The sequence below is a fragment of the Methylocystis sp. MJC1 genome (genome assembly GCF_026427715.1).
Classification (GTDB): domain Bacteria; phylum Pseudomonadota; class Alphaproteobacteria; order Rhizobiales; family Beijerinckiaceae; genus Methylocystis.
Window position 1 is genome coordinate 3,766,381 of sequence record NZ_CP107558.1, and the last position, 26,243, is coordinate 3,792,623.

Below are 26,243 nucleotides of genomic sequence, written 5' to 3' on the forward strand. Positions count from 1 at the left end.
GCGGGCTTAGGCGACGTCATTCACAAGCGTTGATTGCATTGCAATCAACTTACGAGCTTCTAGCGGCGTATCGTAGACGGGAGTGGTGCCCAGGGGCGGAATCGAACCACCGACACTGCGATTTTCAGTCGCATGCTCTACCAACTGAGCTACCTGGGCGCGCGCGCAGCGCGTGGAGGGGCTTATAGAAAGGGCTTTGCCTCTTGTCCAGCGGGCGAGCGAAACTTTTCTCGCTTCTTGCCGGCCGGGCGAGCTTCGCCTAAACCCTCGACGCAAACTCCGGAGGCATTATGAGCGATATCAGGCGAATTGGCGCGGGCCCGCGCATGAGCAAGGCCGTCGTGCGCGGCAACGCGGTCTATACGGCGGGCCAGGTGGCCGAAAAGACCAAGGGCGGCTCGGTCGGCGACCAGACGCGGGAAATCCTTGGCCTGATCGACGAGCTGCTCGCCGAAGCCGGCAGCGAGAAGGCCAAGATCCTCTCCGCCACCATCTATCTTTCGGACATTTCGACCTTTCCCGAGATGAACAGCGTCTGGGACGTCTGGGTCGACAAGCAGAACCCGCCCGCCCGCGCGACGGTCGAGGCGAAGCTCGTGGCGCCGGAATATAAGGTCGAGATCGCCGTTATCGCGGCGAAATAGTTCCCGACAGCGGATTCTCGGGGTCCCAGGCGTAGCGCAGCGTCTCGAAACGCATGGCGAGCGTGTCGATCAGGAGCAGGCGGCCGACGAGCCCCTCTCCAAAACCGACAATCTCGCGAATCACCTCGAGCGCCATCATGGAGCCGGCGACGCCGGTCAGAGCGCCGAGAATGCCGGCCTCCTCGCAGCTCGGCACGGTTCCGGGGGGCGGGGGCTCGGGAAAAAGGCAGCGGTAGGTGGGGTTGGGGGCGCCGTCCGCCCCCGCCTCGAACGGACGCAGCGTCGTGAGCGAGGCGTCAAAACCGCCCACGGCGGCAGTGACCAGCGGCTTTTTCTCGTAAAAGCAGGCGTCCGAAACCAGATAGCGGGTGGCGAAATTGTCCGAGCCGTCCGCGACGACGTCGTAGCGTGCGATCAGGGCCCGCGCATTGTCTTCAGTGAGCCGCATCGCATGCTGCTCCACTCGAACATGCGGATTGAGGCGGGCGATGGCTTCCCGGGCGCTTTCGACCTTCAGGCGGCCGACGCCATACGTCTCGTGAATGACCTGCCGCTGCAGATTGGACAGCGAAACGGCGTCATTGTCTACGATGCCGATCGTGCCCACTCCGGCGGCGGCGAGATATTGCAGCAATGGCGCGCCAAGCCCGCCTGCGCCGACAACCAGCACCCGCGCCGCTTTGAGCTTCTGCTGCCCCGGCCCGCCAATTTCGCGCAAAACCAGATGGCGGGCGTAGCGTTCGATCTCCTCCGGCGAGAGGCTCATTCTGTTTTCCTGTAACGGCGCTTGCATAACGCGCCAGCTCGGCGATGCTGCGTTCGTCGCCGATTCGCTCGGCACAGCAGGCGGTCCTTTTCATGACCATAACCTCTTCGTCGCCCGCGCTCCAACATGCGGATTACGAGGCGATCGAAACGACGCTCATGGCGACGGCGCGCGGCCGCTCATTCCTGGCCGAATATGCGCGCCGGGCGCGCGGGTCGGACAACGCCCGTCTGCTGGCGGCGATCGAGCGGCTGGAGGCGCGGCTTGACCCACAAGCTGCGCTCGACTCGGGTGGGACTTTGGCGGTCGCCGAGCAGCTCGATGAACCTTCCCGGCCGCGGCGCGAAGGCGGAGCTCAGGAAGCGGCCTCGAGCGCGATTGCAGCCTCGGCCGGGGAGCTCCGAGGCGGCGCTTCGGGCGAGGGCGCCACTAAAGCGGCGCACACAGGAGATCACGCTACGGCTATCGCCGTGGCCCAGCCAAAATCGGCGCCGCGTGCCGGTGACCCCCGCCTCGCGGCGCTGTCATGGCTGGACCGTCTGTCCCTTGTCGACCGCTTTGCGCTGTTCTCCTGAATTCTTTAGAGCCGCGAGTCCGACCGGCCCCAGCGAGGCGGCGCCGCGCGCATAGGCGATATTGTCGAGGAACTGGCGGGCGCAGTTTTCCCAGGTGAACGCGCGCGCATAAGCGTGAGCTGCCTCACGCGGAATTTCGAGCGCCGCAAGCGCCGCCGCGCGAAGATCTTCGTCCAATACGCCAGCATTGCTGCCGCCCACGACGTCGAGCGGCCCCATCACCGGATAGGCTGCGACCGGCAGGCCGCAGGCGAGCGCCTCGAGCAGCACAATGCCAAATGTGTCGGTGCGGCTCGGGAAGACGAAGACGTCGGAAGACGCGTAAAGCGCCGCCAGCTCGGAAGGCGTCTTGAAGCCGAGGAAACGCGCGTCAGGAAAGCGGGCCTCCAACGCCGCGCGGTCGGGGCCATCGCCTGCGACGAGCTTCGTTCCGGGCAGATCGAGCGCGAGGAAGGCCTCGACATTCTTCTCCACCGCCAGACGCCCGGCGTAGAGGAAAATTGGCCGGGGGAAATCGAGCGGGATTTTCGCTTTCGGCGTGAAAATCGAATGATCGACGCCGCGCGACCAGCGTAGCAGGCGGCTGAACCCGCGCGCGTCGAGCTCGCGCGCAAGGCTCGGGGTCGCAACCATCACGCCGGCGCCGGCGTTATGAAAGCGCCGCAGCGCCGCATAGGCCAGGCCCACCGGCAGGCCGGTGCGCGCATGGATATATTCGGGAAAGCGCGTGTGGAAGCTCGTCGTGAAGACGCGCTTGTCCCGCAGGCAGACCGCGCGCGCCGCAAGGCCGATCGGCCCCTCGGTCGCGATATGGATATGGTCGTAGTCCTGGGCGAGCCGGCGGCGCACGGCGCGAGGCGTCGCCAGCGCGAGAGAAATCTCTCGATAAGTCGGCATGGGAACGGAATTGAAATCGCGCGGCGTGAGAAAATCGATCTCGGCGCCGAGGGGCGGCGCCGCCTGCGCGATTGATTCCAGAGACCGCACGACGCCATTGACTTGCGGGCGCCACGCATCCGTCGCAACAAGTATCCGCATCTTACGCAGCCGCCGCCTTCGGCGCAGGCAGCGCCTTCACAGGCTGATTGGCCGACGCGGCCGCGCGCTCGGCCGCCGTCATGCGCCAATGCAGAATTTCGAAATTGCCATCCTCATGCTCGGCGATGGCCGTGCAGCTCTCCACGAAATCGCCGGTGTTCACATAAAGCATGCCGTTGATCGTCTTGATCGTCGCATGATGGATATGGCCGCAGACCACGCCATCGACGCCGCGACGCTCGGCCTCGGTGGCAAGCGTCTCTTCGAAGTCGCCGATGAAATTGACAGCCTCTTTGACCTTCAACTTCGCCCAGGCAGAGAAAGACCAATAGCCGACGCCGAACATTCGGCGCGCGCGGTTGAGAACCGTATTGGTCGCGATGGCGACGTCATAGGCCCAGTCGCCGAGCAGAGCGAGCCAGCGTGCGTTGCGCACGACAATGTCGAATTCATCGCCATGGATAACCAGCATTTTCTTGCCCGTGGCGGTCTCGTGGATCGCATGATGCACGACCTCGACGCCGCCGAAGCTCATTCCGGTATAATCCCGCGCGAATTCGTCGTGATTGCCGGGGACGTAAATGACCCGCGCGCCCTTGCGCACCCTGCGCAGCAGCTTCTGCACGACGTCATTGTGCGCCTGCGGCCAATGCCAGCCCTTGCGCAGCTTCCAGCCGTCCACAATGTCACCGACGAGATAGATCGTCTCGGCGTCGTTGTGCTTGAGGAAATCCAGCAGCAGATGCGCCTGCGAGGCCTTGGCGCCGAGATGCAGGTCGGAAAGGAAGAGGGTGCGGTAGCGCTTGGGCTCAGGCTCGACCGCTGGATGGGCGCGGAAGTTCGCAAGATTCTGTTCGGGCATGAGCGTGTTCGCCTCCCCGCGTCGGATTACTCTTGCGTCATTCAACAGATTCAGGTCACAGCGAGATGACAGCGGGACGGGCTCCCGAGATCGTCCCGTCATTGCGAGCGCAGTGAAGCAATCCAGAGCCGCTGTGGCCGCCCTGGATTGCGTCGTCGCTACGGTCCTCGCAATGACGGATCTACAAACTCAAATCCCAGCCTCGGCCTCCTGCGGCGTCACCCGCAGCGCGGTCACGCGGTTGCGGATCCGGCGCATGACTTCGAAGCGGAAGCCGTGGAAGGTGAAGACCTGGCCCGCCTCGGGGATCGCGCCCGCCTCGTGGATCACGAGGCCGGCGATGGTCGTCGCCTCCTCGTCGGGCAGGCTCCAGGCCATGACGCGGTTGAGGTCGCGCACCGGCACCGCGCCGTCGACCAGCACCGAACCGTCCGGCTGCGGGCGAACGCCCTGCACGGCGAGATCGTGCTCGTCGCGGATGTCGCCGACGATCTCCTCCAAAATGTCTTCGAGCGTGACGAGGCCCATCACCTCGCCATATTCATCGACGACCAGCGCGAAATGCGTCTTGCGCTTGAGGAAGGCTTCGAGCTGATCTTCGAGCGTCGTCGCCTCCGGCACGAACCAGGGGGCGAACATCACCTCGTCTATGTCGATCTTCGCAGCGTCGCCGCCGGCGGCGTCGAGCGCCCGCAGCAGATCCTTCGAATGCAACACGCCGACGAAGTTGTCGGGCCGCTCCCGCCACAGCGGCAGGCGCGTGAACGGCGAAGACAGCACCTCGCGCACGATCTGGACGGGAGGAAGATCGGCGTCGATGGTGCGCATTTTGGTGCGGTGGATCATCACATCCGCGACATGCAGCACCTGCAAATCGAGCACGCCGCCGAACATATCGCGCGCCGAGCGCTCGACCTCGCCCTCTTCATGCAGAATATCGACCGCGCCCTTGAGCTCCTCATAGGGCGAGATCAAGGTGCGGCCATGGCTGAGCTCCACGCCCACGAGGCCCAGCACGATCCGCACGAACCACTCCACCGCCGCCAGCACCGGCCCGAAGATCGAAACAAAGGGCGTGATGAAGCGCGCCACGCGCAGCGACATGGCGTCGGGGTGATTGATGGCGAGCGTTTTCGGCAGAACCTCCGCGAAGACCAGAAGTAACGCCGTCATGAGGATCGTGGCGTAGACCGCGCCATTTTCCCCGGCGACCGCGGTCAGCACGCTCGTGGTGAAGGCCGAGCCGCCGATGTTGACCAAAGTGCTCCCGAGCAGCAGCGCCGCAATCATGCGGTTACGCTGGCGCAGTAGCCGGTTGACGGCTCCGGCGCGCTTGTCGCCCTCCTTTTCGAGCGTATGCATGCGCGCATGCGAGGCCGCGGTCAGCGCCGTCTCGGAGCCGGAGAAAAAAGCCGACAGCAAAACGCAGGCGATGACGACGAGCACATCGGTCCAAGCGAAAGACCCGCCGCCCCCGGAGTCGAGCCCATGCATGACCGTTACCGCGCCAGTTCGTCGTTGAGAAAGCCTAAGACCTCTGTCGGCTCGACCGATTTCGCGATGAAAGCCTCGCCGATTGCGCGCAGGAGGATGAAGGTGAGCGCGCCGGCCTCGACCTTTTTGTCCTGATACATGGCGCTGACAATTGCATGAACGTCGGCGCTCCAGCCGGGAATTTGCCGGATTTCGGTCGGCAGGCCGACGCTGGCGAGATGGCGCGCGATGCGGTCGGCGTCTTCCTTGGCGCAGAGGCCCAGGCGCGCCGAGAAGCGCGCGGCGCAGGCCATGCCGATGGCGACGCCCTCGCCATGGACGAGCCGCTCGCTGTCAAAGCCGGTGAGCAGCTCGAAGGCGTGGCCGAAGGTATGGCCAAGATTGAGCAGGGCGCGGTCGCCCTGCTCTGTTTCGTCCCGCGCGACGATCATCGCCTTGGTCTCGCAGCTCACCGCCACGGCGCAAATCTGCTCGGCGCGGCTGTGGAACACGGCCTCGACGTCGGCCTCCAGCCATTCGAAGAAGCGCTTGTCGCCGATCAGGCCATATTTCACGACCTCGGCGTAGCCGGCCCGGAACTCCCGCAACGAAAGGGTGCGCAGCACGTCGACGTCGGCGAGCACCAACGCGGGCTGGTGGAAGGCGCCGATCAAGTTCTTGCCGAAGGAGGAGTTGATCCCGGTCTTGCCGCCAACCGAGGAATCAACCTGCGACAGGAGCGTCGTCGGGATTTGCACGAAGCGCGAGCCGCGCCGCACGCTCGCCGCGACATAGCCTGCGAGATCGCCGACGACGCCGCCGCCGAAGGCGACGATAAGATCACGGCGCTCGATCTTGGCCTCGAGCACCTCGTCGCAGACGCGCCCGAAGGTCGCCAGTGATTTGGAGCCTTCGCCAGGCTTCACCACGATCGCCGTATAGCGGATGCCGGCCTTTTTCAGGCTTTCTTCGAGCGCGGGCAAATGCAGCCGGGCGACATTCTCGTCGGTGACGATCGCGCAGGCCGCGCCGGGCGCGACGCGCTTGATATGCTCGCCCGCCTCTTCGAGGAGGTTAGAGCCGATGAAAATGTCATAGGAGCGCCCGCCCAGCGCGACATGCACGGTCTCTCGATGCGCTGCGCCCTGCTCGGGCTGCGGGCGGTCCAAATGCAGATGGGTCATGGCCTTGGTGAAATCCTTCTTCTGCGCGGCGCGGGCGGCGGCGACGCGCGGCAGGCTGGTCAAAAGGGCGTCGAGCGTCTCCTCCACCATAACGTCCTGCGGTTCGTCGCGCGATTGAACGCGGATGTCGGCGAGCTCATAGACCGGCCGGCGTTTTTCGAGGAGCTGGCGCAGCGTTTCTTCGGGGTCGTCGGTATGAAGCAGCGGGCGGTCGTTCTTGCGGCGCACGCGCTTCATCAGCGTCTTCAGATCGGCGTCGAGCCAGACGGAGATCGCCCGCTCCCCGATACGCTCGCGCGTGCGCGGGTCCATGAAAGCGCCGCCGCCGGTGGCAAGCACCATGGGACCCGCGTTGAGGAGCCGCATGATCACCCGGCGCTCGCCGTCGCGGAAATAGCGCTCGCCATATTTGGCGAAGATCTCGGGGATGGTCATGCCGGCGGCGGCCGTGACAATCTCCGCGTCGGCGTCCACGAAAGGCAATCCCAAACGCATCGCAAGGCGCTGCCCGATGGCGCTTTTGCCAGAGCCCATCATACCGACGAAGACGAGGGTGCGCCCGCCGAGCCCGGTCCGGATGGCGGCAATGCGCTCGTCTCCGGCGCCGGGCGTGAGCGCCGGCGCCGCGCCGGAGGTTTCCGTTCGTGTCATGGCCGGCAATCTATACCGACAAAAACGGAAATTCAGCCGGGGAATTTCGCGCTTATCCAGCCGCGTGGGCCAGAAAGGCGGTCATGAAGGACGGAAGGCGCGGGTCGGCGTGACGCCCGGGCGCCAGCATGTGAGCGTCGCTAAGCTCAGGCTTGGCCTCCCGGGCGATATGCGCGCGCACGCGTTCTCTTAAGTCCGAGGCCGGCTCCGGCCAGTCTACGCGCTTGAGGCAGGCGATGCGCTGGCCATCGAAAATCACGGTCCAGCCTGCGGCCGCCGCGCCTTCGGCGGCGTGAAGCCCGGTCTCTTCGAGCAGCTCGCGCACGAGGCTTCCCTCCAGATCTACCACGCCGCCCTCGGTGACATCGGTGGGGTCTGGCGTGCCGCCGGGAAAATAACGGTAGCCGGCGACGGAATGGCCGGGGCCCATCTCGCCCAGGAGATAGCAGCCGTCGCTGGAACGTACGGCCGGCATGGCGAAGCAATTGTAAACGCTCGTATCCAGCCAGCCCAACTCCCGCCAGGCGAGGAAATGCGAGAAGCGGGTCTCGAATGCGCCAAGCCTTAGCGTGCGCTGACCGGCTTCCTCGACGACTTCGGCGCGGCAGGCGAGCAGCACAGGCCCGTCATAGAGTGTCGGATTGCCGGCGACCCGTTCCGCCCAATGCCGGTCCATCTCCTCGGCCGCCTTCTCGGCGTAAGCCCAGCGATGTGCGACCAGGCGGCAATCAAGCCTGTCGACTTCGACGATGCGCGGCTCGTCGCTCAAGTGAACAGCCTCCCCTGCCCGACGCGCACCACCTGGCCGCCAATGGCGACCCGCGTCAATTCGCGGTTCTCGACCCACATCCGCAAGGTGATGCGCGACGGCCGGCCCATTGCGTGCCCCTGTTCGATAAACAGCTGATGCTCCCCGTCAACGGGACGCTCGAACTCCAGCGCCACGCCAGCAAAGGCCGCAGCGGCGGCGCCGGTTGCAGGATCTTCGTCTATGCCGACCCCATTGGCGAACATTCGGGCGTTGATGGCGCAGGCCGTATCGACTGTCTCTCTTGTATAAAGATAGGCGCCTCCTGCTGCGCCCATCGCCCCGGAAAAAGCATCCGTCCGACAGGCCCGGTCGAGAACCTCGCGCGAGCGCACGGGAACGAAGACAAAGGCTGGCCCCGCCGCGTAAACGACCGGGACATGCGCGCCGAAGCCGATATCGTCGGCCGAAAGCGACAAAGCGGAAGCAAGCACTGCGGCCGGCGGCGCCTCGTCGCAGCGCCGGGGCGTGAATGGCGGCGTGACTTCGACATAGGTCGCTTTGCCGAAGCCCCGCAATGCCTCGCAGCGTATCACGCCGATCTCGGCTTCCAGCGCCATCGCGATCCCATGCCGCGAGAGAAGCTCCCCTGCCCGCAGCTCGGCGAGGAGCGCGGCTGCGCCGATGGTCGGGTGGCCGGCGAAGGGCAGCTCGCGCTTGGGCGTGAAAATTCGGATGCTGGCGCTGTTCGTCGGGTCCCGCGGCTCGAGGAGGAACACCGTCTCGCTCAGATTGAACTCACGCGCGACGTCCTGCATTTCGGCGTCTCTCATCGGCGTGTCCAGCTCGACGACCGCAAGCGGATTGCCCGCAAAACGGCGATCGGTGAACACGTCGAGGAGGTGATAGGAAAGGCTTCTCGTCACGTCTCTCTCGAACTAGCCCTGCATCTGAAGAAGCGCGACATTGTCGCGAAACTCGACGAGCTCCACTATCATCCCGTCCTCGAAGCGTACGAAATTCGCGAGTTCGACGACGCCGCGCCGGCCCGTTCCGCGGTGGCGCCACTCCACCGAGCGACGAATGGCGAGCGCGCCGCCATCGACGATCATCTCCGGCGCCGTGCTGCCCACCTGCTCGAATTCCATGCCGACCGTCCGGATGATATTCGCAAGGGCGTCGATCCCGCGGTGGCGCCCCGCGTAAAATATCTTCGAGCGATCGCCGACGAATTCGCAGACGACGTCCGGCGAGCAATATTGCCGGAAGAGCGCGACGTCCGGCCCCTGGCAGGAAAAGCTCCCAACATCCATCATCCGCCGAACCATCTCGTCACGGGCGAGACCAGGCTCCGGGGCGCTCATCAGTTTTTCTAGACTTCCCGGCGGATCGACCGCGCGCGACGCCGGGTGATGGTCGATGAACTCGTGCATTCGCACGATTTTGTCTTTCCGCCAGCGCAAAAAATAGGCCATGTCCATGGAATAGATTCGGCCGGTCGCGCGGCGTCGCCAATTAGCGACGCAATGTAATGCAGCGGCGCCGCCCTCGACGAGCACGGATCGAACCTCTGAATCCAGCGGCTCATACTCTATGTCGGTGCGCCTCAAATTCTCGCGCAAGGCATCGCGGCCGCGCCAATGACCAGTCGGAAAATAGCCGACGGACGAGCCATTGTGACTGATTTCTACTTCGTCGGCGAAATAATCGAGGACGGCCGGCGCGTCGCCCGCCATGCGCCGTTTCAAGAGGTCGTGGACGCGCCTGCGCGTCTCATTGTCAGCGTCCTGGTTCGAACGCCAGTCCCACCCGTGCATTCCGCCTGCGCCTCGAGGGCCCCACCCGCCCGCGCCAAGCCGCCTGTCCCCAGAGGCGGCATGGTCTGTTTCTGATCATTTAGGCAGGCACACTCGATTTGTCGACACGCTTACGCCCCTAACCAGCGCCGGCGCCGCGCAAATTGTGGTCAATCCTGGATGCGCATGAGCGTGCCGGTATCTCTGAACTCGATAAACTCGACGACCAACCCATCCTCAAATCTAACGAAATCGGCTAGTTCCGAACAGCCGACCCGGCCGGTGCCGCGATGGCGCCACGCCACTTGCCGGCGTCCAGCGACCCTGGCGCCCTCCGCGATCATCTCCGGAACGACCAGCGGCCATTGTTCGAAATCGACGCAGATGGCCTGAATAATGCCGAGCATCGTGTCGAGGCCTTTATGGCGGCCCGCATAGGGGATGCGCGAGCGATCGCCCACAAATTCGCAAACGATATCCGGGGAGCACCATTCTCTCAGGCGGGCGGGGTCGGGCCCGTCGGCTTCGAAACAGACGAGGCCGCGCGCCCGCTGCTCCATTTCCTCACGAGTCAAACCGGATGGCAACGGCGTCAACAGGCTTTCGAAGTTCGACAGATCGGGCGCAGCTGGCAGCGCGAGGCTATGGGCGTCGAAAAATTCGTGCATTTCGACGACGCGGCCGCCTGGACCCCAGCGCAGGAAATGAGCGGCGTCTATCGTGTAGATCTTGCTGGTGGCGTGGCGGCGCCAATCGCCCCGCCAGCGGACCGCGGCGCGATCTCCGTCGACCATGATGTCAAGGATCTCATGCTCGAGCGGAAAATAATCCTCATCCGTACGGCGGAAAAGCTGGCTCAGCGCCGGGGCCCCGTTCCAGACGTCCGGCCCGATGATTCCCTCTCGCCATGCGTTGCAATAGACAACGACCAGAGGGTCGACATAGGACGCAAAGCGCGCGTAATCGCGGCGCATGCGCAGCTCAAGCATCTCGGAGATGAGGCGACGCATGTCCGCGGCGGTCAGCCCAACCGTGCGGTTGCCCCCACTCTGCATGCCTCCTGCCCCCGTTGCGAGAAACCGGCGCGGGAGCCCCTTCCCGCGCCGGCCTTATTTTGCCTTAGTTTCGCTCTTTGTCGACCAACTTGTTCTTGCCGATCCAGGGCATCATGGCGCGAAGACGCGCGCCGACTTCCTCGATTGGGTGAGCGGCGTTGCGCGCGCGCGTCGCCTTGAACGACGTTTGGCTGACCTTGTTCTCGAGCATCCAGTCGCGGGTGAACTTACCCGATTGAATATCCTCGAGAACGCGCTTCATCTCGGCTTTGGTGTCCTTGGTGACGATGCGCGGCCCGGTGACATATTCGCCATATTCGGCCGTGTTGGAGACCGAATAATTCATATTGGCGATGCCGCCCTCATAGATGAGGTCGACGATGAGCTTCACCTCGTGCAGGCACTCGAAATAGGCCATTTCGGGGGCGTAGCCCGCCTCGACCAGCGTCTCGAAGCCGTTGCGAATCAGCTCCACGAGGCCGCCGCAGAGCACGACCTGCTCGCCGAAGAGGTCCGTCTCGCATTCCTCGCGGAAGGTCGTCTCGATGATGCCGGCCTTGCCGCCGCCGATCGCGGAGGCATAGGAGAGCGCAATGTCCTTGGCGTTGCCCGAGGCGTCCTGATGGACCGCGACGAGGCAGGGCACGCCGCCGCCCTTGAGATATTCGCCGCGCACCGTGTGGCCGGGGCCCTTGGGGGCGACCATCAGCACGTCGAGGTCCTTGCGCGGCTCGATGAGGTTGAAGTGGATGTTGAGGCCATGGGCGAAGAAGAGCGCCGCGCCCTGCTTGAGGTTCGGGGCCAGCTCATTGGCGTAAATCTCGCCCTGCAGCTCGTCGGGCGTCAGCATCATGACGACGTCGGCCCATTTGGCGGCCTCCGGCACGGTCATGACCTTGAGGCCGGCGCCTTCCGCCTTGGCGGCGGAGGAAGAGCCCGGACGCAGGCCGACTGCGACTTCCGGAACGCCGCTTTCCTTCAGGTTCAACGCATGGGCAAAACCCTGGCTGCCATAGCCGATAATGGCGACCTTCTTGCCCTTGATCAGATTGATGTCGGCGTCCCGATCATAGTAAACGCGCATTTCCTGTCGTTCCCTTGGGTGTCTGTTGTTTTGGCGGATGACGGGACCGCCCGTAACGTCATTGAATGTCGCGCCCCTTCTACGCGGGGCGGCCGCTAAGGTCAAAGGCCGCCGAGCGGCGGCGGCCTTTTTCGCGCGCAGCGGCGGCAAGGAAGGTCAGTAGCTGGCGGCCACCGGCGCGGGCGCCCCGCCGCCGAAACGCCAGTTCAGTCCGACGCGGGTGACGTTGGTCCCGAAGCGGCTCGTCGAGAACGAGCCGGCGAAGGGCGCGAGGCCGAGGCCCACGGCCGGGTCGCTGACGCCGTCCAGGCTGACGTAAAGAAACTCGGTCTTCAGCGAAAGGTTCTGCGTCAGCGCATATTCGGAGCCGCCGCCAACCGTCCAGCCGACATGGGTGCGGGCGCCCGATCCGGAAAACAGCGCGCCGGCGAATTGCAAACCTGTCGTTGTGATTTCGCCATAGGCCACGCCGCCCGTGGCGTAGACCAGGGCCCGCCCCGACGCGAAGCCCAGACGCGCGCGCGTCGTGCCGAACCAGCTCATGCCGTTCGGCGTGTCGGTGAAGACGAAGCCGCCGGGAACGCCCACGGTCGTCGCCTGGTGCCAGGCCTTCACGCCGCTCCACTGCGCGTCGCTTTCGACGCCGAGGACGATTTGGTTGGCAAGTTGATAGTTGTAGCCGACCTGTCCGCCCGCGATGGCCCCGCCCGTACGGTTCGAGGCATAGGTCGAGAAGGCGAGGCCGGGTTGCCCGAAGGCCGTGACGCCCCCGACCTTGCCGCCGCCATAGCCGCCGTTCACGCCGACGTAAAAGCCGCTCCAATCCACTTCCGGCCTTTGAAACAGCATGGCCAAAACCCCGCCCTCCGGCAGGAAGTCGCCCGCGCCGCCGAAATGGTAGTTGACGCCGGCGCGGACCATATGCGCCTGCATCAGGCCGGTCGAGAACGAGCCGACCAGCGCCGGCAGCGGCGGCGGCGTCAGGCCGACCGCGGGGGCGGAGACGCCCGGCAGTTGAAGATAGAGATACTCCGCCCGCGCCGAGAGCCGGTTCGAAAGGGAGATGTCGAGGCCGGCGCCCGCGGTCCAGCCAACATTGGTCGAGCGCCCATAGCCGGAGGTGATGAGGCCTGCGGCGAGCGCCTGCACGCCATTGACGGAAACCCCGCCATAGGCGACGCCGCCGGTCACGTAAGGAAGCAGGCGTCCAAAGGCGAAGCCGAGCCGGCCGCGCGTCGTGCCGAACCAGTCGAGATTCTGGCGCGTATCGGCGTAAGTGAAGAGCAAGGGCGCGGAGGCGGTGGTTGTCGCCTGATGCGAGGAGCCGAGGTCGCTCCATTGCATGTCGCTCTCGAGGCCGAGCACGAAGCCATTGGCGAATTGGTAGTCGTAGCCGACCTGCCCGCCGATGAACCAGCCGCCGCCCTGGTCGAGGGTGCGCGTCGTCGTTCCCACGAAGGGATTGGCGATGGCGACATTCGCCGAATACACCGCGCCGCCATATCCGGAGTTATAGCCAATGTGGAAACCCGTCCAGGTGAAGAGCGGCGCGGGCGGAGCCGGCGGCGGGCCCTTGCGGGAGGGAAGATCGGCGGCTTGCGCGGAAAGCACCAAGGCCCAGAACGCCACGCTCGAGAATAAAAGCTTTTTGAACATTCGGGCGCTCCTTGCCGGGCTGCATTGGCGGCAGTCCTACGTCCAGAATGATCAAGGATGGTAAAGCGTCAACGAGCGGCCTCCCGCCAAGCTTCGACGCCAAGCGCATTTCCGCAGGTCTGTGTCATTTGCGCAACGAGGCCGGTTCGGCCGAGCGTGAGGCCAGCGCTCAGATCGGCTCTGGCCCGCGCGAAATAGCAGCGACGCCGGTGCGCGAGACCTCGACCAGCCCGATCGGACGCATGAGATCGATGAATTCGTCGATCTTCTCGGGCCTGCCCGTCAACTCGAAGATGAAGCTCTCGGTCGTCGCGTCGACCACACGGGCGCGGAAGGCTTCGGCAAGCTGCAGCGCATCGTTGCGATTGTCGCCGCGGCCGCGCACCTTGACCATCGCCAGCTCGCGCTCCAGCGAACGCTTGGTAAGGGTGAGGTCCGTCACCTGCCGCACGGGGACAATGCGCTCCAGCTGGTGATGAATCTGCTCGATCGTCTCGGGAGCGCCGGAGGTGACGATGGTGATGCGCGAGCGGTGATCGGCATGGGCCACCTCGGCGACGGTAAGGCTCTCGATATTATAGCCGCGCCCAGAGAACAGGCCCACGACGCGGGCAAGCACGCCCGGCTCATTGTCGACGAGCACGGAAAGCGTGTGCGATTCGATCTTGGAGTTGGGCGTCGCCGCGGAATAGGGGGACGGCGGGGAAGCTGGAGCGTTCATGGGTGTCGGCCTGTTCAGCAACCGTCGTCATTGCGAGCCGAAGGCGAAGCAATCCAGAAAGCCACACTGGATTGCTTCGCTGCGCGCGCAATGACGGCGCAAATTACGGGGCAGCGAAGCGCGTCGAATTTAAACCAGCATCTTGCCCTTTTCGTCGATGATCGCGCCGATGTCGACGCCCGCGTCGTCCGAGAGATCGGCGAGCAGCATATCGTTGTGCGCCTTGCCCGAGGGGATCATCGGGAAGCAATTCTCGACCTTGTCGACGAGGCAGTCGAAGAGCACCGGCCCGTCATAGTCGATCATCTCCTGGATGGCGGCGTCGAGCAGCTTCGGATCAGAGCAACGGATGCCCTTGGCCCCGAAGGCTTCGGCGAGCTTCACGAAATCCGGCAGCGCTTCCGAATAGCTGTGCGAATAGCGCCCGCCATGCAGCAGCTCCTGCCACTGGCGCACCATGCCCATATATTCGTTGTTGAGGATGAAGACCTTCACCGGCAGGCGGAACTGAATCGCCGTCGAGAGCTCCTGAATGTTCATCAGGATCGAGGCCTCGCCCGCAATGTCGATGACGAGCGCGCTGGGATGGGCGAGCTGCGCGCCGATGGCGGCGGGCAGACCATAGCCCATGGTGCCGAGCCCCCCGGAGGTCATCCAGCGGTTCGGCTCCTCGAAGTGGTAATGCTGCGCGGCCCACATCTGATGCTGGCCGACCTCGGTCGTGACGTAAGAGTCGCGGTCCTTGGTCAGCGCATAGAGACGCTGCACGGCGTATTGCGGCTTGATGGTCGTGTCGGAATTGCGGAAGGCGAGCGATTTCTTCTCTCGCCATTTCTCGATCTGCGACCACCATTGATCGAGCGGCTGCTTGTCGGCGTGCATCGCCTCGGCGCGCCAGATGCGCACCATGGCTTCGAGCACATGGGCGCAATCGCCAACAATGGCGAGATCGACCTTGACGTTCTTGTTGATCGACGAGCGGTCGATGTCGATGTGGATTTTTTTCGAGCCCGGCGAGAAGGCGTCGAGCCGCCCGGTGATGCGGTCGTCGAAGCGTGAGCCGACCGCGATCATCAGATCGCAATCATGCATGGCGTTATTGGCTTCATAAGTGCCATGCATGCCGAGCATGCCGAGCCAGTTCTGGCCGGAACCGGGATAGGCGCCGAGACCCATCAGCGTCGAGGTGATCGGAAAGCCCGTGAGGCTCACCAATTCGCGCAGCAGGGTCGAGGCCGAAGGGCCGGAATTGATGACGCCGCCGCCGGTGTAGAAGATCGGCCGCTTGGCGGCCGCCATCATCTTCACCGCCTCGCGGATCGCGTCCATATCGGCGTCGAGCTTGGGCTGATAGGTCTTGTGCTGCGCGACGCGCGGCGCCGAATATTCGCCGCGCGCGAATTGCACGTCTTTGGGAATGTCGATGACCACCGGGCCGGGACGGCCCGAGGTCGCGACATAAAAGGCCTCGTGCAGAATACGCGGCAGGTCCGCAATGTTCTTCACGAGATAATTATGCTTGGTGCAGTGGCGCGTGATGCCGACCGTGTCGCATTCCTGGAAGGCGTCGGAGCCGATGAGATGCGTCGGCACCTGGCCGGTGATGCAGACGAGCGGGATCGAATCCATCAGCGCGTCGGTGAGGCCGGTGATCGTGTTGGTGGCGCCAGGGCCCGAGGTGACGAGCAGCACGCCGACCTTGCCGGAGGAGCGCGCATAGCCCTCGGCCGCATGGGCGGCGCCCTGCTCGTGACGCACGAGAATATGCTTCACCTGCTCCTGATGAAAAAGAACGTCGTAAATCGGAAGGACCGCGCCGCCGGGGTAGCCGAAGAGAATCTCGACGCCCTGATCCTTCAGGGCCTCGACCACCATTTCTGCGCCGGTCATTTCCTTCGACATGGTCATTTTTCCGTTTCAACTCAGCGGCGGGCAATAAAAAAGGCCCTCTCCGGGGCCTTGGGTCAAGCGCCATTGGCGGAGTGCGGGCCTAGTCCCGCTCCGTCTCCGGCGCCACATCTACTACGAGAAGACCGCGCATCGCGCCCCGCCTATCTTGATCTAGCGCGCAGAGGTTAAGGGAGGCGCGGGAGAGAATCAAGCCGGATAGCGGGCGCATTTATCGTCCAATGGAGCCCTCGCCCGTCATTGCGAGCGAAGCGAAGCAATCCATGGGCGGCAACCGCCGCAGTGGGTTGCTGCCTCGGCTCCGCGGCGGCCAGATCGTCACGCCCCTTCCGCCGCGAGAACGTTCTTCACGGCCGGGTCCGCGGCCATCATGTCGTGATGGGCCCGTACGGACGGAAATTCCGAAAGCCCGTCGTCCAGCATGCTTTGCGCCCAGCGCTCCATGGGGAAGATATAGGCGTCGAGATAGCTGCGCCGTTCGCTCAGGAAAAAGCGCCGGCCCGCCAGATGCGCGTCGACGAGCGCGAATTTCTTATGCGCCAGCGCTTTCGCCGCCTCGCGAATAGCGTCGAAGGCCTCCTTCTCCCGCGCCCGCGTGTAGCGATTCGGCACGAAGAGCGGGAAGAAGGCGGGGTGGAGATCGCCCGTGATGAAAAAACTCCAGCGGTCGGCCTCTGCCTCCTCCCGCGCCGAGCCATGGATGGCGAGGCCCGCCTTGGGAGAGCGCAAGGAGAGGTAGCGCAGGATCGCTGCGTCCTGGGTCAAAATCCAGCCCTCGCCATCGTCGAGCGCGGGCACGGCGCCGGCAGGGTTGATCTTGAGATAGTCCTTGTCGCCGAACGCAACTTCCTTCGTCGCATAGGGCTCGCCGATCCATTCGAGAACAATATGGGCGGCAAGCGAGCAGGCGCCGGGATGGTAGTAGAGCGTGAACATGGCCGGGGCTCCTTTAGGAGACGCCCATTCAAATAGTGCGGCCCGCTTCCCGGCCGACACACTGGCCTCCGGGCCCGTCGTCAGCGGCTGGCGTAACGGGCGGGAGAGCTGACGATCGAAATGCTCGCGCCTTCGTTCTGGACCATTTCATACAGCATCTTGGCGTGCTCCGGAGAGAGACGGACGCAGCCGTGAGAGGCGGGCGTGCCGAGCGCGGACAGCGCGTAAGTGCCGTGAATGGCGTAGCCGCCGCGAAAGAAGATCGAATAGGGCATCGGCGAGTTGTGGTATTTTTTCGAGTAATGCATTCGCTCCATGCCGATCGGCGCGAAATGACCGTGCGGCGTCGTGAAGCCGGCGCGCGCCGTGGAGACCGGCCAGTCGTAAGAGCCCGTGGCGGATTCGACGTGCATGTTCTGCGTCGTGAGATCGACGTCGATGACGACTTCGGCCTTGGCCGCAGCGGTGAAGGCAAAAACGGAAAGAGCGCCGGCGACGAGCGCGCAATTGAGAGATTTTTTCATTGTCGTGTCCCCCTTGGCGGCGGTTCCCCTCGAACCGATGACGCCAAATTAGGAGGAAGACGCTCGGGCCTCTGTGCGGCAATGCACGCAGCCGGCACGGCCGTTTTCAGTGGAAGGCGGTCACGCCGGATCGGTTGGCCGGCTGTAGGGTTCTCACCCCTTGGCCTTCACGACCGCCGCCGCCATCACCCCCTGCACCGCGCCCTCTAAGACAGTGGCGGGGTCGGCCGTTTTCGCGGGATCGAAATGGCCCGAGATGGTCAGCATGGCGACGCCATGCGCCGCCGCCCAGATTTGTAGCGCGACATGGCGCGCGCCCTGCGCCGGCGCGCCGGCCGCCTGCAGCCAGGCCACGGCGGCGCGCCACAGGATTTCGAGCGCGTGATCGGCCGCGCCGCCCGCCTGCGGATCAGCGAGCGTCGCCGCCTGGCCGAACATCGCGGCGTAGAGGCCCGGTTCCTCGCGGGCGAATTTGAGATAGGCCGCGCACATGGCGCGCGTGGCGGATTGGGCGTCCGGCCGGCCCTCGTCCCAGGCCGCCTCGATCCGCGCGCCGAAGGTCTCGAACCCCTGGCGGGCGAGCTCGGCGAGCAGCGCGTCGCGGCCGCTAAAATGCCGGTAAGGGGCAGCGGGGGTGACGCCCGCGCGGCGGGCGGCTTCCGTCAAGGTGAGGGCGGAAGGGCCGCCCTCGGCCAATATCTCGATCGCCGCATCCACCAGCGCCTGCTTGAGGGAACCGTGATGGTAGCGGCGTTTTACATGCATGGGGTTCGCTCAACAGGCGGGGCTCCGTATCGGAGCATGTCTTTCGCCGGGGCAACCCCGTCCGGGCGCCGGTCGTGAGCTTATCCCTCCCCTTTACGGGGAGGGTGGCGCGCGAAGCGCGACGGGTGGGGTAAGGCCCCAACCGCTGCCGTCGTTGCGTGAACCCCACCCGGCGGCCTTTGGCCGCCGACCTCCCCGTAAAGGGGAGGTATGGGGATCAACGACGCTGGACCGCTAACCGGTCTCAGCCCGCGAGCTTCGCCATCAGCGCGTCCGAAATCTCGAAATTCGCGTAGACGTTCTGCACGTCGTCATTGTCTTCGAGCGTGCCGACGAGCTTCAGGATCTTCTCGCCCGCCTCGTCATCGACCTTGATCGTATTTTGCGGCCGCCAGACCAGAGCGGCCTTCTTCGGCTCGCCGAATTTGTCTTCCAGCGCCTTGGCGACGTCGCGCAGGCTTTCGACCGAGGTGATGATCTCATGCGATTCGTCGGTGGAGGAGACGTCGTCGGCGCCGGCCTCGATCGCGGCCTCCATCATGGCGTCCTCGGAGGCGACCTTCTTGTCGAATTCGATCAGGCCGACGCGGTCGAACATGAAGGACACCGCGCCCGTTTCGGCAAGCGCCCCGCCCGCCTTGGTGAAATAGGAGCGCACCTCGCCCGCCGTGCGGTTGCGATTGTCGGTCAGCGCCTCGATGATAACGGCGACGCCGCCGGGGGCGTAGCCCTCGTAGCGCACCTCGTCATAGTTCTCCGAATCGGCGCCCGAGGCCTTCTTGATCGCGCGGTCGATATTGTCTTTGGGCATATTCTCGGCCCTGGCCGCGAGAACGGCGGCGCGCAGCCGGGCGTTCATATTGGGGTCGGGGAGCCCCATCTTGGCGGCGACGGTGATTTCGCGGGCGAGCTTGGAGAAGAGCTTGGAGCGGATTGCGTCCTGCTTGCCCTTCTTGTGCATAATGTTCTTGAACTGACTATGCCCGGCCATCGTCCTTCGCCCTTGCGTCCATCTTTCTTCGCCTCTAGCGGCGTCCGGGCCGTCTATACCTCCCGGCGCAACGGAAATAAAGAAAGGCCGTGGCATGAGCGGGATTGACCACATCGGCGGCAAAGCGCCCTCCCCACCCGATCCCTTCCGGCGCCGTGAGCCGCTCCCGGAAGAGCGGCCGAAACCCGTCGACGACGATCCCCAAGCGGCGCAGCGCGTCGCGACCCTGCTCGCGAGCCCGGCCTATCGAGAGGCTGACTCCGACATAGATTTCCTCGCCACCGGCGACGCGCGCGGGCCGAGGCTCGGGCTGGATTATCTGAAGGCCGAGATGCTGCTGCAGCGGCACGGCGTCACCGACGCCATCGTGGTCTGGGGCTCCACACGAATTGTCGAGCTCAAGGCGGCGCGGCAACAGCTTGCGCAGGCCGAGGCGGAAGCAGCGGCGCGGCCCGATGACCCGGAATCCGCCCGCCGCGTCAAGACCGCCCTGCGCATCGCGGAGAAGGCGCGCTTTTATGACATTGCGCAGGCGTTCGGCGGGATCGTGGGCGCGGCCGGGGAGCTTCCCGGCGAGCGGCGCCTCGCCATCGTCACGGGCGGCGGGCCGGGAATCATGGAGGCGGCCAATCGCGGCGCATTCGACGCGGGGGCCAAGACCGTCGGGCTCAATATCGCCCTGCCCCGAGAGCAATATCCCAACCCCTACATCACCCCGGAGCTTTGCTTTCGCTTTCATTATTTCGCGATGCGCAAACTGCATTTCGTTCTGCGCGCCCGGGCGCTCGTCGCCTTCCCCGGCGGCTATGGGACGCTCGACGAAGTCTTCGAGACGCTCACCCTGGCGCAGACCCGCGTATTGAAGCCGCTGCCCGTCGTTCTCGTCGGCGAAGCCTATTGGCGGCGCGTGTTCGATCCGGATTTCCTGGTCGAGGAAGGCGTTATCGCCCCGGAAGACCGCTCTTTATTCTGGTACGCGGAGACCGCGCAGGAGATTTGGGACGGAATTTTGCGCTGGTGGGAAAAGGCTGGCCAACCGCTGATTTAGGCAATTTGGGCGACTTCCGGGGACGCGAGCCCGGGGCTCCGCGTCATTGTATCGCCGCAGCTCGATCCCTATCTGTCGGGCGGCGCGGCGCAGCGCCGCCCGTTTGAATGGAGATGACAGATGAGCTGGCTCAAGGCAATTGTCGGCGGCGCCATCGGCGCGGAAGCGCTCAGCCTCATTAAGGATTACGTCGAAAAGCAAGGCGGCCTCGACGCCGTGGTCAAGCAGTTCCAGGAGGGCGGGTTCAAGCGTCAGGTCGATTCCTGGGTTTCCACCGGTAAGAACGAGGCGATTAACGCCATCGAGGTTGGTCAGGCGATTGGCATCGAGAATGTGAAGAAATTGGCGGCGAGCGCCGGCGTCGACATCAACAAGGCGCGCGACCTTCTCGCGCAATATCTCCCCGAGGCGATCGATCAGGCGACGCCGGAGGGCAAGCTGCCCACGCCGGAGACAGACGAAACCAAGAAAGCCGGCTGATCGAGCCGTCGGCCACTCGGAAACCAGCCGCCGGCCGCACGCCGGCGGCTTTTCCGTTCGATCGCCAGAAACACGCTTTCCTGCCGCGGCTTGCCTCGCCGGGCTCAATTCAGTAAGCCCTTCAGCCGAAGCATTGGACAAGGAAGATTGATGACCAAGCGCGCGCTTGTGACAGGCGTCACGGGACAGGACGGAGCCTATCTCTCGCAGTTTCTGCTCGAAAAAGGTTACGAGGTGCATGGCGTCGTCCGACGCTCCTCGCATCGCGGCGTCGAGGACCACCGCCTGCGCTGGCTCGGGATCAGCAACAAGGTTCATCTGCACGACGCCGATCTCATCGATCTCTCCAGCCTTCTGCGCACGGTCGAGGAGGTCAAGCCCGACGAAATCTATAATCTCGCCGCGCAATCCTATGTCGCCTCCTCCTGGCGCCAGCCCCTGCTCACCGCCAATGTCACCGCCATCGGCGTAACCAATGTGCTCGAAGCCATGCGCCTCGGCGCGCCGGGCGCACGCTTCTACCAGGCTTCCTCCTCGGAGATGTACGGGCTCATCCAGGAGCCCATGCAGAGCGAGAAGACGCCTTTCTATCCGCGCTCGCCCTACGCCGTCGCCAAGCTCTACGGTCATTGGATCACCGTCAATTACCGCGAGAGCTTCGGGCTGCACGCCTCGTCCGGCATTCTGTTCAACCACGAGAGCCCGCTGCGCGGCGTCGAATTCGTCACCCGCAAGGTCACGCGCGGCGTCGCCCAGATCAAGCTCGGCCAGGCGAGCGAGCTGCGGCTCGGCAACATCGACGCCAAGCGCGACTGGGGCCACGCCAAGGATTACGTGCGGGCGATGTGGCTGATGCTGCAGCAGGACAAGCCCGACGACTACGTCGTGGCGACGGGCGTCACCACCACTGTGCGCGACATGTGCAAGATCGCCTTCGACCATGCCGGGCTCGACATGGGCAAGCATCTGGTCATCGACCCGGCGTTTTATCGACCGGCCGAGGTCGACGTGCTGCTAGGCGACGCCAGCAAGGCCCGCCGGGCGCTGGGTTGGGAGCCGCAGATCAATCTGGACCAGATGATCCGCGAAATGGTCGACGCCGATCTCGAGCGCCTCCGGCGCGAGGCTTGAGGCAAACCGAAAGAGCCCGGCGATGGCGGCGGCCTATGAGCGGATTTTAGTCACGGGCGGCGCCGGTTTCGTGGGCGCCCATGTCTCGAACGCCCTTGTAGAGGCCTATCCCAACGCCGTCCATGTGACGCTTCTGCGTCCGGGCGAGGAGGGCGCGCATCCCGCTTTTGAGACCACGACGGCTGATCTCCTCGACGAGGCTGCGATCGACCGGCTGGTGGCGGAGCTGCGTCCCGATCTCATTGTCCATCTTGCTGGGCAGGCGTCCATCGGTCTCGCCGCCAGGGCCGCCGAGCACACCTGGCGGGTGAATTTCCACGGCTCTTTCAGCCTCGCCGCGGCAATCGCGCAACATGCGCCGCACGCCGTCACGCTGTTTTCGTCCACGGCGGCGGTTTATGGCGCGAGCTTCCGCGACGGCGCGCTGAACGAAGATGCGCCGCTGCGGCCGATGGATATTTACAGCCGCTCCAAGGCGGCGGCCGAAGGCGCGTTCGCGGATCTGCTTGGGCAGGAAGGGCGGCTGATCGTCGTGCGTCCGGTCAACCATTCCGGCCCCGGCCAAAGGAACCACAACTTTGTCCTCTCCTCTTTCGCATCGCAGATCGCGTCGATCGAGGCGGGTAAGTCGGAGCCGCGCATCAGGGTCGGCGATCTCTCGAAGGAGCGGGACTTCCTGGATGTGCGCGACGTGGTCGACGCCTATATGCGGCTGATCGCCCGCGCCCGCGATCTCCCCGAGCGCGTCTCGACCTTCAATATTGGCTCGGGCGAGGCGCGCACGATCGCGTCTCTCCTGGATGAAGTGGGAGCAATGGCGCGGACACCTTTCGACGTCGAGGTCGATCCGCACTTGCTGCGCCCCTCCTCGACCGATATCGCCACGATCGCCTGCGACGCCTCCAAGCTGCGCGCCGCGACGGGGTGGGCCCCGCGCTACAAGGCGAATGAAATGCTGCGCGCGCTGCTCGAGGAATGGCGCGCTAAATTTGCTGGCGGCGAGGCATGAGCGAGGAGGCCTCGAAGGACAAAGAGCGCATCCGCCTCCTGGAATTTCAGCTCGATTACCTCCGCGCCGAGCTTCTGCATCTCACCCATGAACGCTATCGGCTGACCTATTCGGTCTCCGGCCATATCTATCGCTTTCTGCGGCCGATCGAGCAGCGGCTCGCCGACGCCGGCGCGGCGATCGCCGCCTATTTCCAGCCGCAGGCCGAGAAGGCGCCTACGCAGACCGAAACATCGCCCCCCATAACGGCCTCGGCGCCGGCCTTGCCGGCGCGGCGGCTCCTGATCGACGTGACCGGCACGATCAAGCGCGACGCCGGGACGGGCATTCAGCGCGTGGTCAAGGAAGTTGTGCGCGCCTGCCATTCCGGGGTGCGCTTCGACATCCCCGCCTTCGCCGTGCGGTGCGAGGACGGGAAGCTTTATACGGCCAACGCCTTTACAGCGGCGCTCGGCGGGGCCGAGACGGGCGACAACGTCCAAGTGACGATCGCGCCCGGCGATCGGTTTTTGATGCTCTCCGACAGTTGGAACGCTTTCGAGGAGTTGGCGCCGATCTTTGGCCAGATCCGCGCCGACGGCGGCGAGATCGTCACCTGCATCTTCGACCTCATCCCCGAGCTTTATCCGCACGCCTGCCATGAGGTGACGGTGCCGCGCTATCGGGCGTGGCTGCGCAAGGCGCTTCTCGAAAGCGACGCCTTTCTCGCCATCTCCCGCACCGTCGCCGAGGAGCTCGCGGAATATGTCGCAGCAAAGGGCTTGCCCCATCGGCCGGGCCTGAAGATTGGTTGGTTCCAATGCGGCGCCGATCTCGCCGCGCCGCCAACGGCGACGCCGCGAGATAAGATCGCCGCCGCCGTCGCTGGAGACGCGCCTGTTTTCCTGATGGTCGGCACGATCGAGCCGCGCAAGGGGCACCGGATCGCGCTGCAGGCTTTCGACGCCTTGTGGCGCTCGGGCGTCGGTCTACGATTGATCGTCGTCGGCCGGCGCGGCTGGTTCGAGGAGGCGATCGCCGCCGGAATGGAAAATCATCCGGAGTTCGGCCAACGTCTCTTCTGGTTCAGCGACGTGGACGACGGCGAGCTCTCCTATCTTTACCGCCATGCCAGCGCGCTGCTCCTGCCCTCCTACGCCGAAGGGTTTGGATTGCCGATCGTCGAAGCGGCCCAGCACGGCCGCCCCGTGATCTGCAGCGACATCCCCGTATTCCGGGAGGTCGGAGGCGACGGCGCCATCTATTTCGGGGTCAATGACGCCGACGCGCTTGCCGAGGCGATCCGCGCCTTCCTTGCGGGGGAGCTCACCGCCGACCCGGCCAGGGCGCTCAACGTCTCCTGGGCAGAGGCGGCCCGACGCATCGTCGAGGTCGTCGCGCGCGAGGACTGGCTGACGCGCCTACCCTGACCGCGCACTTGGTTCCGGCAGGCGCAAAAGCATGTTAGAGAGGCGACAATGGGCCGCGCGCAACTGGGAAAGCGCGGCTTTTTCGCGCGCCGCCCGGCGCCGCCGACAGGGGGACAGAAGTTCATGGCGTTCAATATTCCGTTCATCAACGATCCGACGCCGAGGACCGTCCTCAAAATGCTCAACCTCGAGGCGTCGCAGCTCTCCCTCCCTGAATCAGAGCAGCTGATGAAGGGCGCGCTCGCCGCCTATGTCGTGCTGCAGATCGGCGCTCAATATTTCTCCCATTCGCTGCCGCCGAGCATTTTCTACGGAGTCGCCACCGCGGCGGTTCTTTACGGCGCGACGCTGCTCCTGCTCCGCTACCTCAAGCAGGAGGAAAAATTCATCAAGACCGTGAGCGCATTGGCGATCATGGGCGCCATCGGGGCCGGCGCCTATATCGTCATGCATCTCATCGTCGGCATCGCGCTGCCGCCGCCGCTGCCGACCGAACGCCTGACGCGCTTCCTGCTTTTCCCGATCATCATCTGGCTCGTCTTCATTTACGCCTTCCTGTTCCGGCATGTGGCGCTGCGGCCGATCCCGGCCTTTGTGACGGCCTCGTTTTACGTGCTGGTGATCGAGATCGTGCTGTCGGCCGTCAAATTCTGAAGAACGCCTCGGCAGAAGAGAGATAAGGCGCCCGCATTAGTGGGCGCCTTTTTTCTTGGTGCATAAGAAGACGGAAACCATGTCGGCAGATTAAGCCGCCATTAAGCATGATCCCTCATTCTTCCTTCATTACCGAGCTTGGCCGTCGCGCCCCGCTCGGTCTCGACCAAGGAAGAGAGAAATGGTTCGCCCGTTTTTGCGCGCCCGCGCGACGATCGTCACCGCGCTCTTTGGCGCGCTTATCGCGCCAGCGACGCAGGCCGCGGACTTCCCAGCCATTCAGCCGCCGACGCTGCCGCTCGTCGAGGAAGGCCCCGTCGAATGGGGCTCGAACTGGTATCTGCGCGGCGACCTGGGCATCGCTCGCACCTCGCCGACCGAGCTCAACGGCGTCACCTTGTCGAACAGCTTTCCCAACAATTGGACCATCGGTCTCGGCGGCGGCTACAAGTTCAATGATTTTCTGCGCGCCGACGTGACGGTCGATTACGAGAGCCTCTATCACAAGAGCGGCGTTCGCAACGATATCGGGCTGCCGTGCACGATCGGCCTCTATCAGCCGAATCCCGGCGGGAATCCAGGGCTGGTCAACCCCATCTACTCGGCCTGTTTTCCCTGGGTCAGAAACAGAACCGAGTCGATGCTCACCCTGGCCAACGCCTATATCGACTTGGGCAACTGGTGGGGTTTCACGCCCTACGTCGGCGCCGGCGTCGGCCTCAACGTGCTTTACCAGAGAGTGTCCTCCAACTGGTATATGTATAACGGCGTCCCTTATGCCGGCGTGACCTATACAGACCCGCGCACCAACGCCACCTATATGGCGAATTGGGACACGAAATACCAAGACACCTTTGTTCGCTTCGCCTACGCCTTCATGGGGGGCTTTTCCTACGACATCGACAACCATTGGAAGATCGACGTCGGTTACCGCTACGCGAATATGGGTAAAATCAGCGGCGTCGACCGCTACAACAATGTAGTTTCCACTAGTCTCGTCAGCCAGCAGGTCCGCATGGGCTTCCGCTATGTGATCGACTAGCTAGGCGCGCCGGTCACACGGTGTTAAACAGGCGCCGGCCGCCCGCGAGGGTCGGCCGGTTTTGCTTTTGGCGCCCAAAAACCGGATTGCTTC

At 64.5% G+C, this 26,243-nt stretch carries 26 protein-coding genes and 1 tRNA gene; 9 read left to right on the forward strand and 18 right to left on the reverse strand.

What is annotated here, in order from left to right; all coding sequences use genetic code 11:
- Window positions 1-83: 83 nt before the first annotated feature.
- Window positions 84-159, reverse strand: a tRNA-Phe gene (locus tag OGR47_RS18075).
- Between the two features lie 131 nt (window positions 160-290).
- Here OGR47_RS18075 and OGR47_RS18080 point away from each other — a divergent pair.
- Entirely contained in the window at window positions 291-644 is a 354-nt protein-coding gene (locus OGR47_RS18080) for a RidA family protein (RefSeq protein ID WP_165055990.1), read from the forward strand.
- Here OGR47_RS18080 and OGR47_RS18085 read toward each other — a convergent pair.
- On the reverse strand, window positions 628-1,410 hold the full coding sequence (locus tag OGR47_RS18085) for a HesA/MoeB/ThiF family protein (RefSeq protein WP_165055991.1): 783 nt from the start codon (window positions 1,408-1,410) through the stop codon (window positions 628-630). The two genes, OGR47_RS18080 and OGR47_RS18085, sit on opposite strands and share 17 nt — an antisense overlap.
- A gap of 92 nt (window positions 1,411-1,502) precedes the next feature.
- Here OGR47_RS18085 and OGR47_RS18090 point away from each other — a divergent pair, with 92 nt between their 5' ends.
- On the forward strand, window positions 1,503-1,985 hold the full coding sequence (locus OGR47_RS18090) for a hypothetical protein (protein ID WP_165055993.1): 483 nt from the start codon (window positions 1,503-1,505) through the stop codon (window positions 1,983-1,985).
- Here OGR47_RS18090 and OGR47_RS18095 read toward each other — a convergent pair.
- The 16 genes from OGR47_RS18095 to OGR47_RS18170 form a co-directional block, all read right to left on the reverse strand.
- Complete coding sequence (locus OGR47_RS18095) at window positions 1,935-3,023, reverse strand: glycosyltransferase family 4 protein (RefSeq protein WP_165055995.1); 1,089 nt, start codon at window positions 3,021-3,023, stop codon at window positions 1,935-1,937. The two genes, OGR47_RS18090 and OGR47_RS18095, sit on opposite strands and share 51 nt — an antisense overlap.
- 1 nt (window position 3,024) lies before the next feature.
- Window positions 3,025-3,885: a UDP-2,3-diacylglucosamine diphosphatase gene (locus tag OGR47_RS18100; RefSeq protein ID WP_165055997.1), complete on the reverse strand. Its 861-nt coding sequence runs from the start codon at window positions 3,883-3,885 to the stop codon at window positions 3,025-3,027.
- A gap of 189 nt (window positions 3,886-4,074) precedes the next feature.
- Window positions 4,075-5,379 (reverse strand): HlyC/CorC family transporter, encoded by a 1,305-nt coding sequence (locus OGR47_RS18105; protein ID WP_165055999.1) that lies wholly within the window; start codon window positions 5,377-5,379, stop codon window positions 4,075-4,077.
- Between the two features lie 5 nt (window positions 5,380-5,384).
- A complete protein-coding gene (gene aroB / locus OGR47_RS18110; protein WP_165056000.1) occupies window positions 5,385-7,193 on the reverse strand; it encodes a 3-dehydroquinate synthase in 1,809 nt (602 codons plus the stop codon).
- Window positions 7,194-7,245: 52 nt separating this feature from the next.
- Window positions 7,246-7,962 (reverse strand): NUDIX hydrolase, encoded by a 717-nt coding sequence (locus tag OGR47_RS18115; RefSeq protein WP_165056002.1) that lies wholly within the window; start codon window positions 7,960-7,962, stop codon window positions 7,246-7,248.
- Entirely contained in the window at window positions 7,959-8,867 is a 909-nt protein-coding gene (locus tag OGR47_RS18120; protein ID WP_165056004.1) for a PhzF family phenazine biosynthesis protein, read from the reverse strand. Before OGR47_RS18120 ends, OGR47_RS18115 begins: the two co-directional genes overlap by 4 nt.
- A 12-nt stretch (window positions 8,868-8,879) precedes the next feature.
- A complete protein-coding gene (locus OGR47_RS18125; RefSeq protein WP_165056006.1) occupies window positions 8,880-9,758 on the reverse strand; it encodes a nuclear transport factor 2 family protein in 879 nt (292 codons plus the stop codon).
- Window positions 9,759-9,907: 149 nt separating this feature from the next.
- Window positions 9,908-10,792: a nuclear transport factor 2 family protein gene (locus tag OGR47_RS18130; protein ID WP_165056007.1), complete on the reverse strand. Its 885-nt coding sequence runs from the start codon at window positions 10,790-10,792 to the stop codon at window positions 9,908-9,910.
- Between the two features lie 64 nt (window positions 10,793-10,856).
- Window positions 10,857-11,876, reverse strand: coding sequence for a ketol-acid reductoisomerase (ilvC, locus tag OGR47_RS18135; RefSeq protein WP_165056009.1), 1,020 nt, complete (start codon window positions 11,874-11,876; stop codon window positions 10,857-10,859).
- A 156-nt stretch (window positions 11,877-12,032) separates the two neighbouring features.
- Window positions 12,033-13,532, reverse strand: a complete 1,500-nt coding sequence (locus OGR47_RS18140) for an outer membrane protein (RefSeq protein WP_165056010.1) — start codon at window positions 13,530-13,532, stop codon at window positions 12,033-12,035.
- A 169-nt stretch (window positions 13,533-13,701) separates the two neighbouring features.
- Window positions 13,702-14,253 carry an acetolactate synthase small subunit gene (gene ilvN, locus OGR47_RS18145; RefSeq protein ID WP_165056011.1) on the reverse strand — a complete coding sequence of 184 codons (552 nt, stop codon included), beginning with the start codon at window positions 14,251-14,253 and terminating at the stop codon, window positions 13,702-13,704.
- Between the two features lie 129 nt (window positions 14,254-14,382).
- The gene (locus OGR47_RS18150; RefSeq protein ID WP_165056013.1) at window positions 14,383-16,155 is read right to left on the reverse strand and encodes an acetolactate synthase 3 large subunit; all 1,773 of its coding nucleotides are present in this window, start codon (window positions 16,153-16,155) and stop codon (window positions 14,383-14,385) included.
- 324 nt (window positions 16,156-16,479) lie between these two features.
- Window positions 16,480-17,097, reverse strand: coding sequence for a glutathione S-transferase family protein (locus OGR47_RS18155; protein ID WP_165056014.1), 618 nt, complete (start codon window positions 17,095-17,097; stop codon window positions 16,480-16,482).
- 80 nt (window positions 17,098-17,177) lie between these two features.
- Window positions 17,178-17,621, reverse strand: a complete 444-nt coding sequence (locus OGR47_RS18160) for a L,D-transpeptidase (RefSeq protein WP_165056015.1) — start codon at window positions 17,619-17,621, stop codon at window positions 17,178-17,180.
- A gap of 153 nt (window positions 17,622-17,774) precedes the next feature.
- Window positions 17,775-18,386: a TetR/AcrR family transcriptional regulator gene (locus OGR47_RS18165; protein WP_165056016.1), complete on the reverse strand. Its 612-nt coding sequence runs from the start codon at window positions 18,384-18,386 to the stop codon at window positions 17,775-17,777.
- Window positions 18,387-18,630: 244 nt separating this feature from the next.
- A complete protein-coding gene (locus OGR47_RS18170; RefSeq protein ID WP_165056018.1) occupies window positions 18,631-19,377 on the reverse strand; it encodes a YebC/PmpR family DNA-binding transcriptional regulator in 747 nt (248 codons plus the stop codon).
- 94 nt (window positions 19,378-19,471) lie between these two features.
- On the opposite strand from OGR47_RS18170, the gene OGR47_RS18175 reads away from it, so the two are divergent.
- From OGR47_RS18175 to OGR47_RS18205, 7 genes are all read left to right on the forward strand, one after another.
- Window positions 19,472-20,425, forward strand: a complete 954-nt coding sequence (locus tag OGR47_RS18175; protein ID WP_165056019.1) for an LOG family protein — start codon at window positions 19,472-19,474, stop codon at window positions 20,423-20,425.
- Between the two features lie 120 nt (window positions 20,426-20,545).
- Window positions 20,546-20,905 (forward strand): YidB family protein, encoded by a 360-nt coding sequence (locus OGR47_RS18180; protein ID WP_165056020.1) that lies wholly within the window; start codon window positions 20,546-20,548, stop codon window positions 20,903-20,905.
- A gap of 150 nt (window positions 20,906-21,055) precedes the next feature.
- Window positions 21,056-22,036: a GDP-mannose 4,6-dehydratase gene (gene gmd / locus OGR47_RS18185; RefSeq protein WP_216697931.1), complete on the forward strand. Its 981-nt coding sequence runs from the start codon at window positions 21,056-21,058 to the stop codon at window positions 22,034-22,036.
- Window positions 22,037-22,058: 22 nt separating this feature from the next.
- Window positions 22,059-23,045 (forward strand): GDP-mannose 4,6-dehydratase, encoded by a 987-nt coding sequence (locus OGR47_RS18190; protein WP_165049215.1) that lies wholly within the window; start codon window positions 22,059-22,061, stop codon window positions 23,043-23,045.
- Window positions 23,042-24,454 carry a glycosyltransferase family 4 protein gene (locus OGR47_RS18195; protein ID WP_165049217.1) on the forward strand — a complete coding sequence of 471 codons (1,413 nt, stop codon included), beginning with the start codon at window positions 23,042-23,044 and terminating at the stop codon, window positions 24,452-24,454. The genes OGR47_RS18190 and OGR47_RS18195 overlap by 4 nt, the downstream gene beginning before the upstream one ends.
- A 48-nt stretch (window positions 24,455-24,502) precedes the next feature.
- Window positions 24,503-25,108: a hypothetical protein gene (locus tag OGR47_RS18200; protein WP_246729566.1), complete on the forward strand. Its 606-nt coding sequence runs from the start codon at window positions 24,503-24,505 to the stop codon at window positions 25,106-25,108.
- A gap of 181 nt (window positions 25,109-25,289) precedes the next feature.
- On the forward strand, window positions 25,290-26,150 hold the full coding sequence (locus OGR47_RS18205; RefSeq protein ID WP_165049219.1) for an outer membrane beta-barrel protein: 861 nt from the start codon (window positions 25,290-25,292) through the stop codon (window positions 26,148-26,150).
- Window positions 26,151-26,243 lie beyond the last annotated feature (93 nt).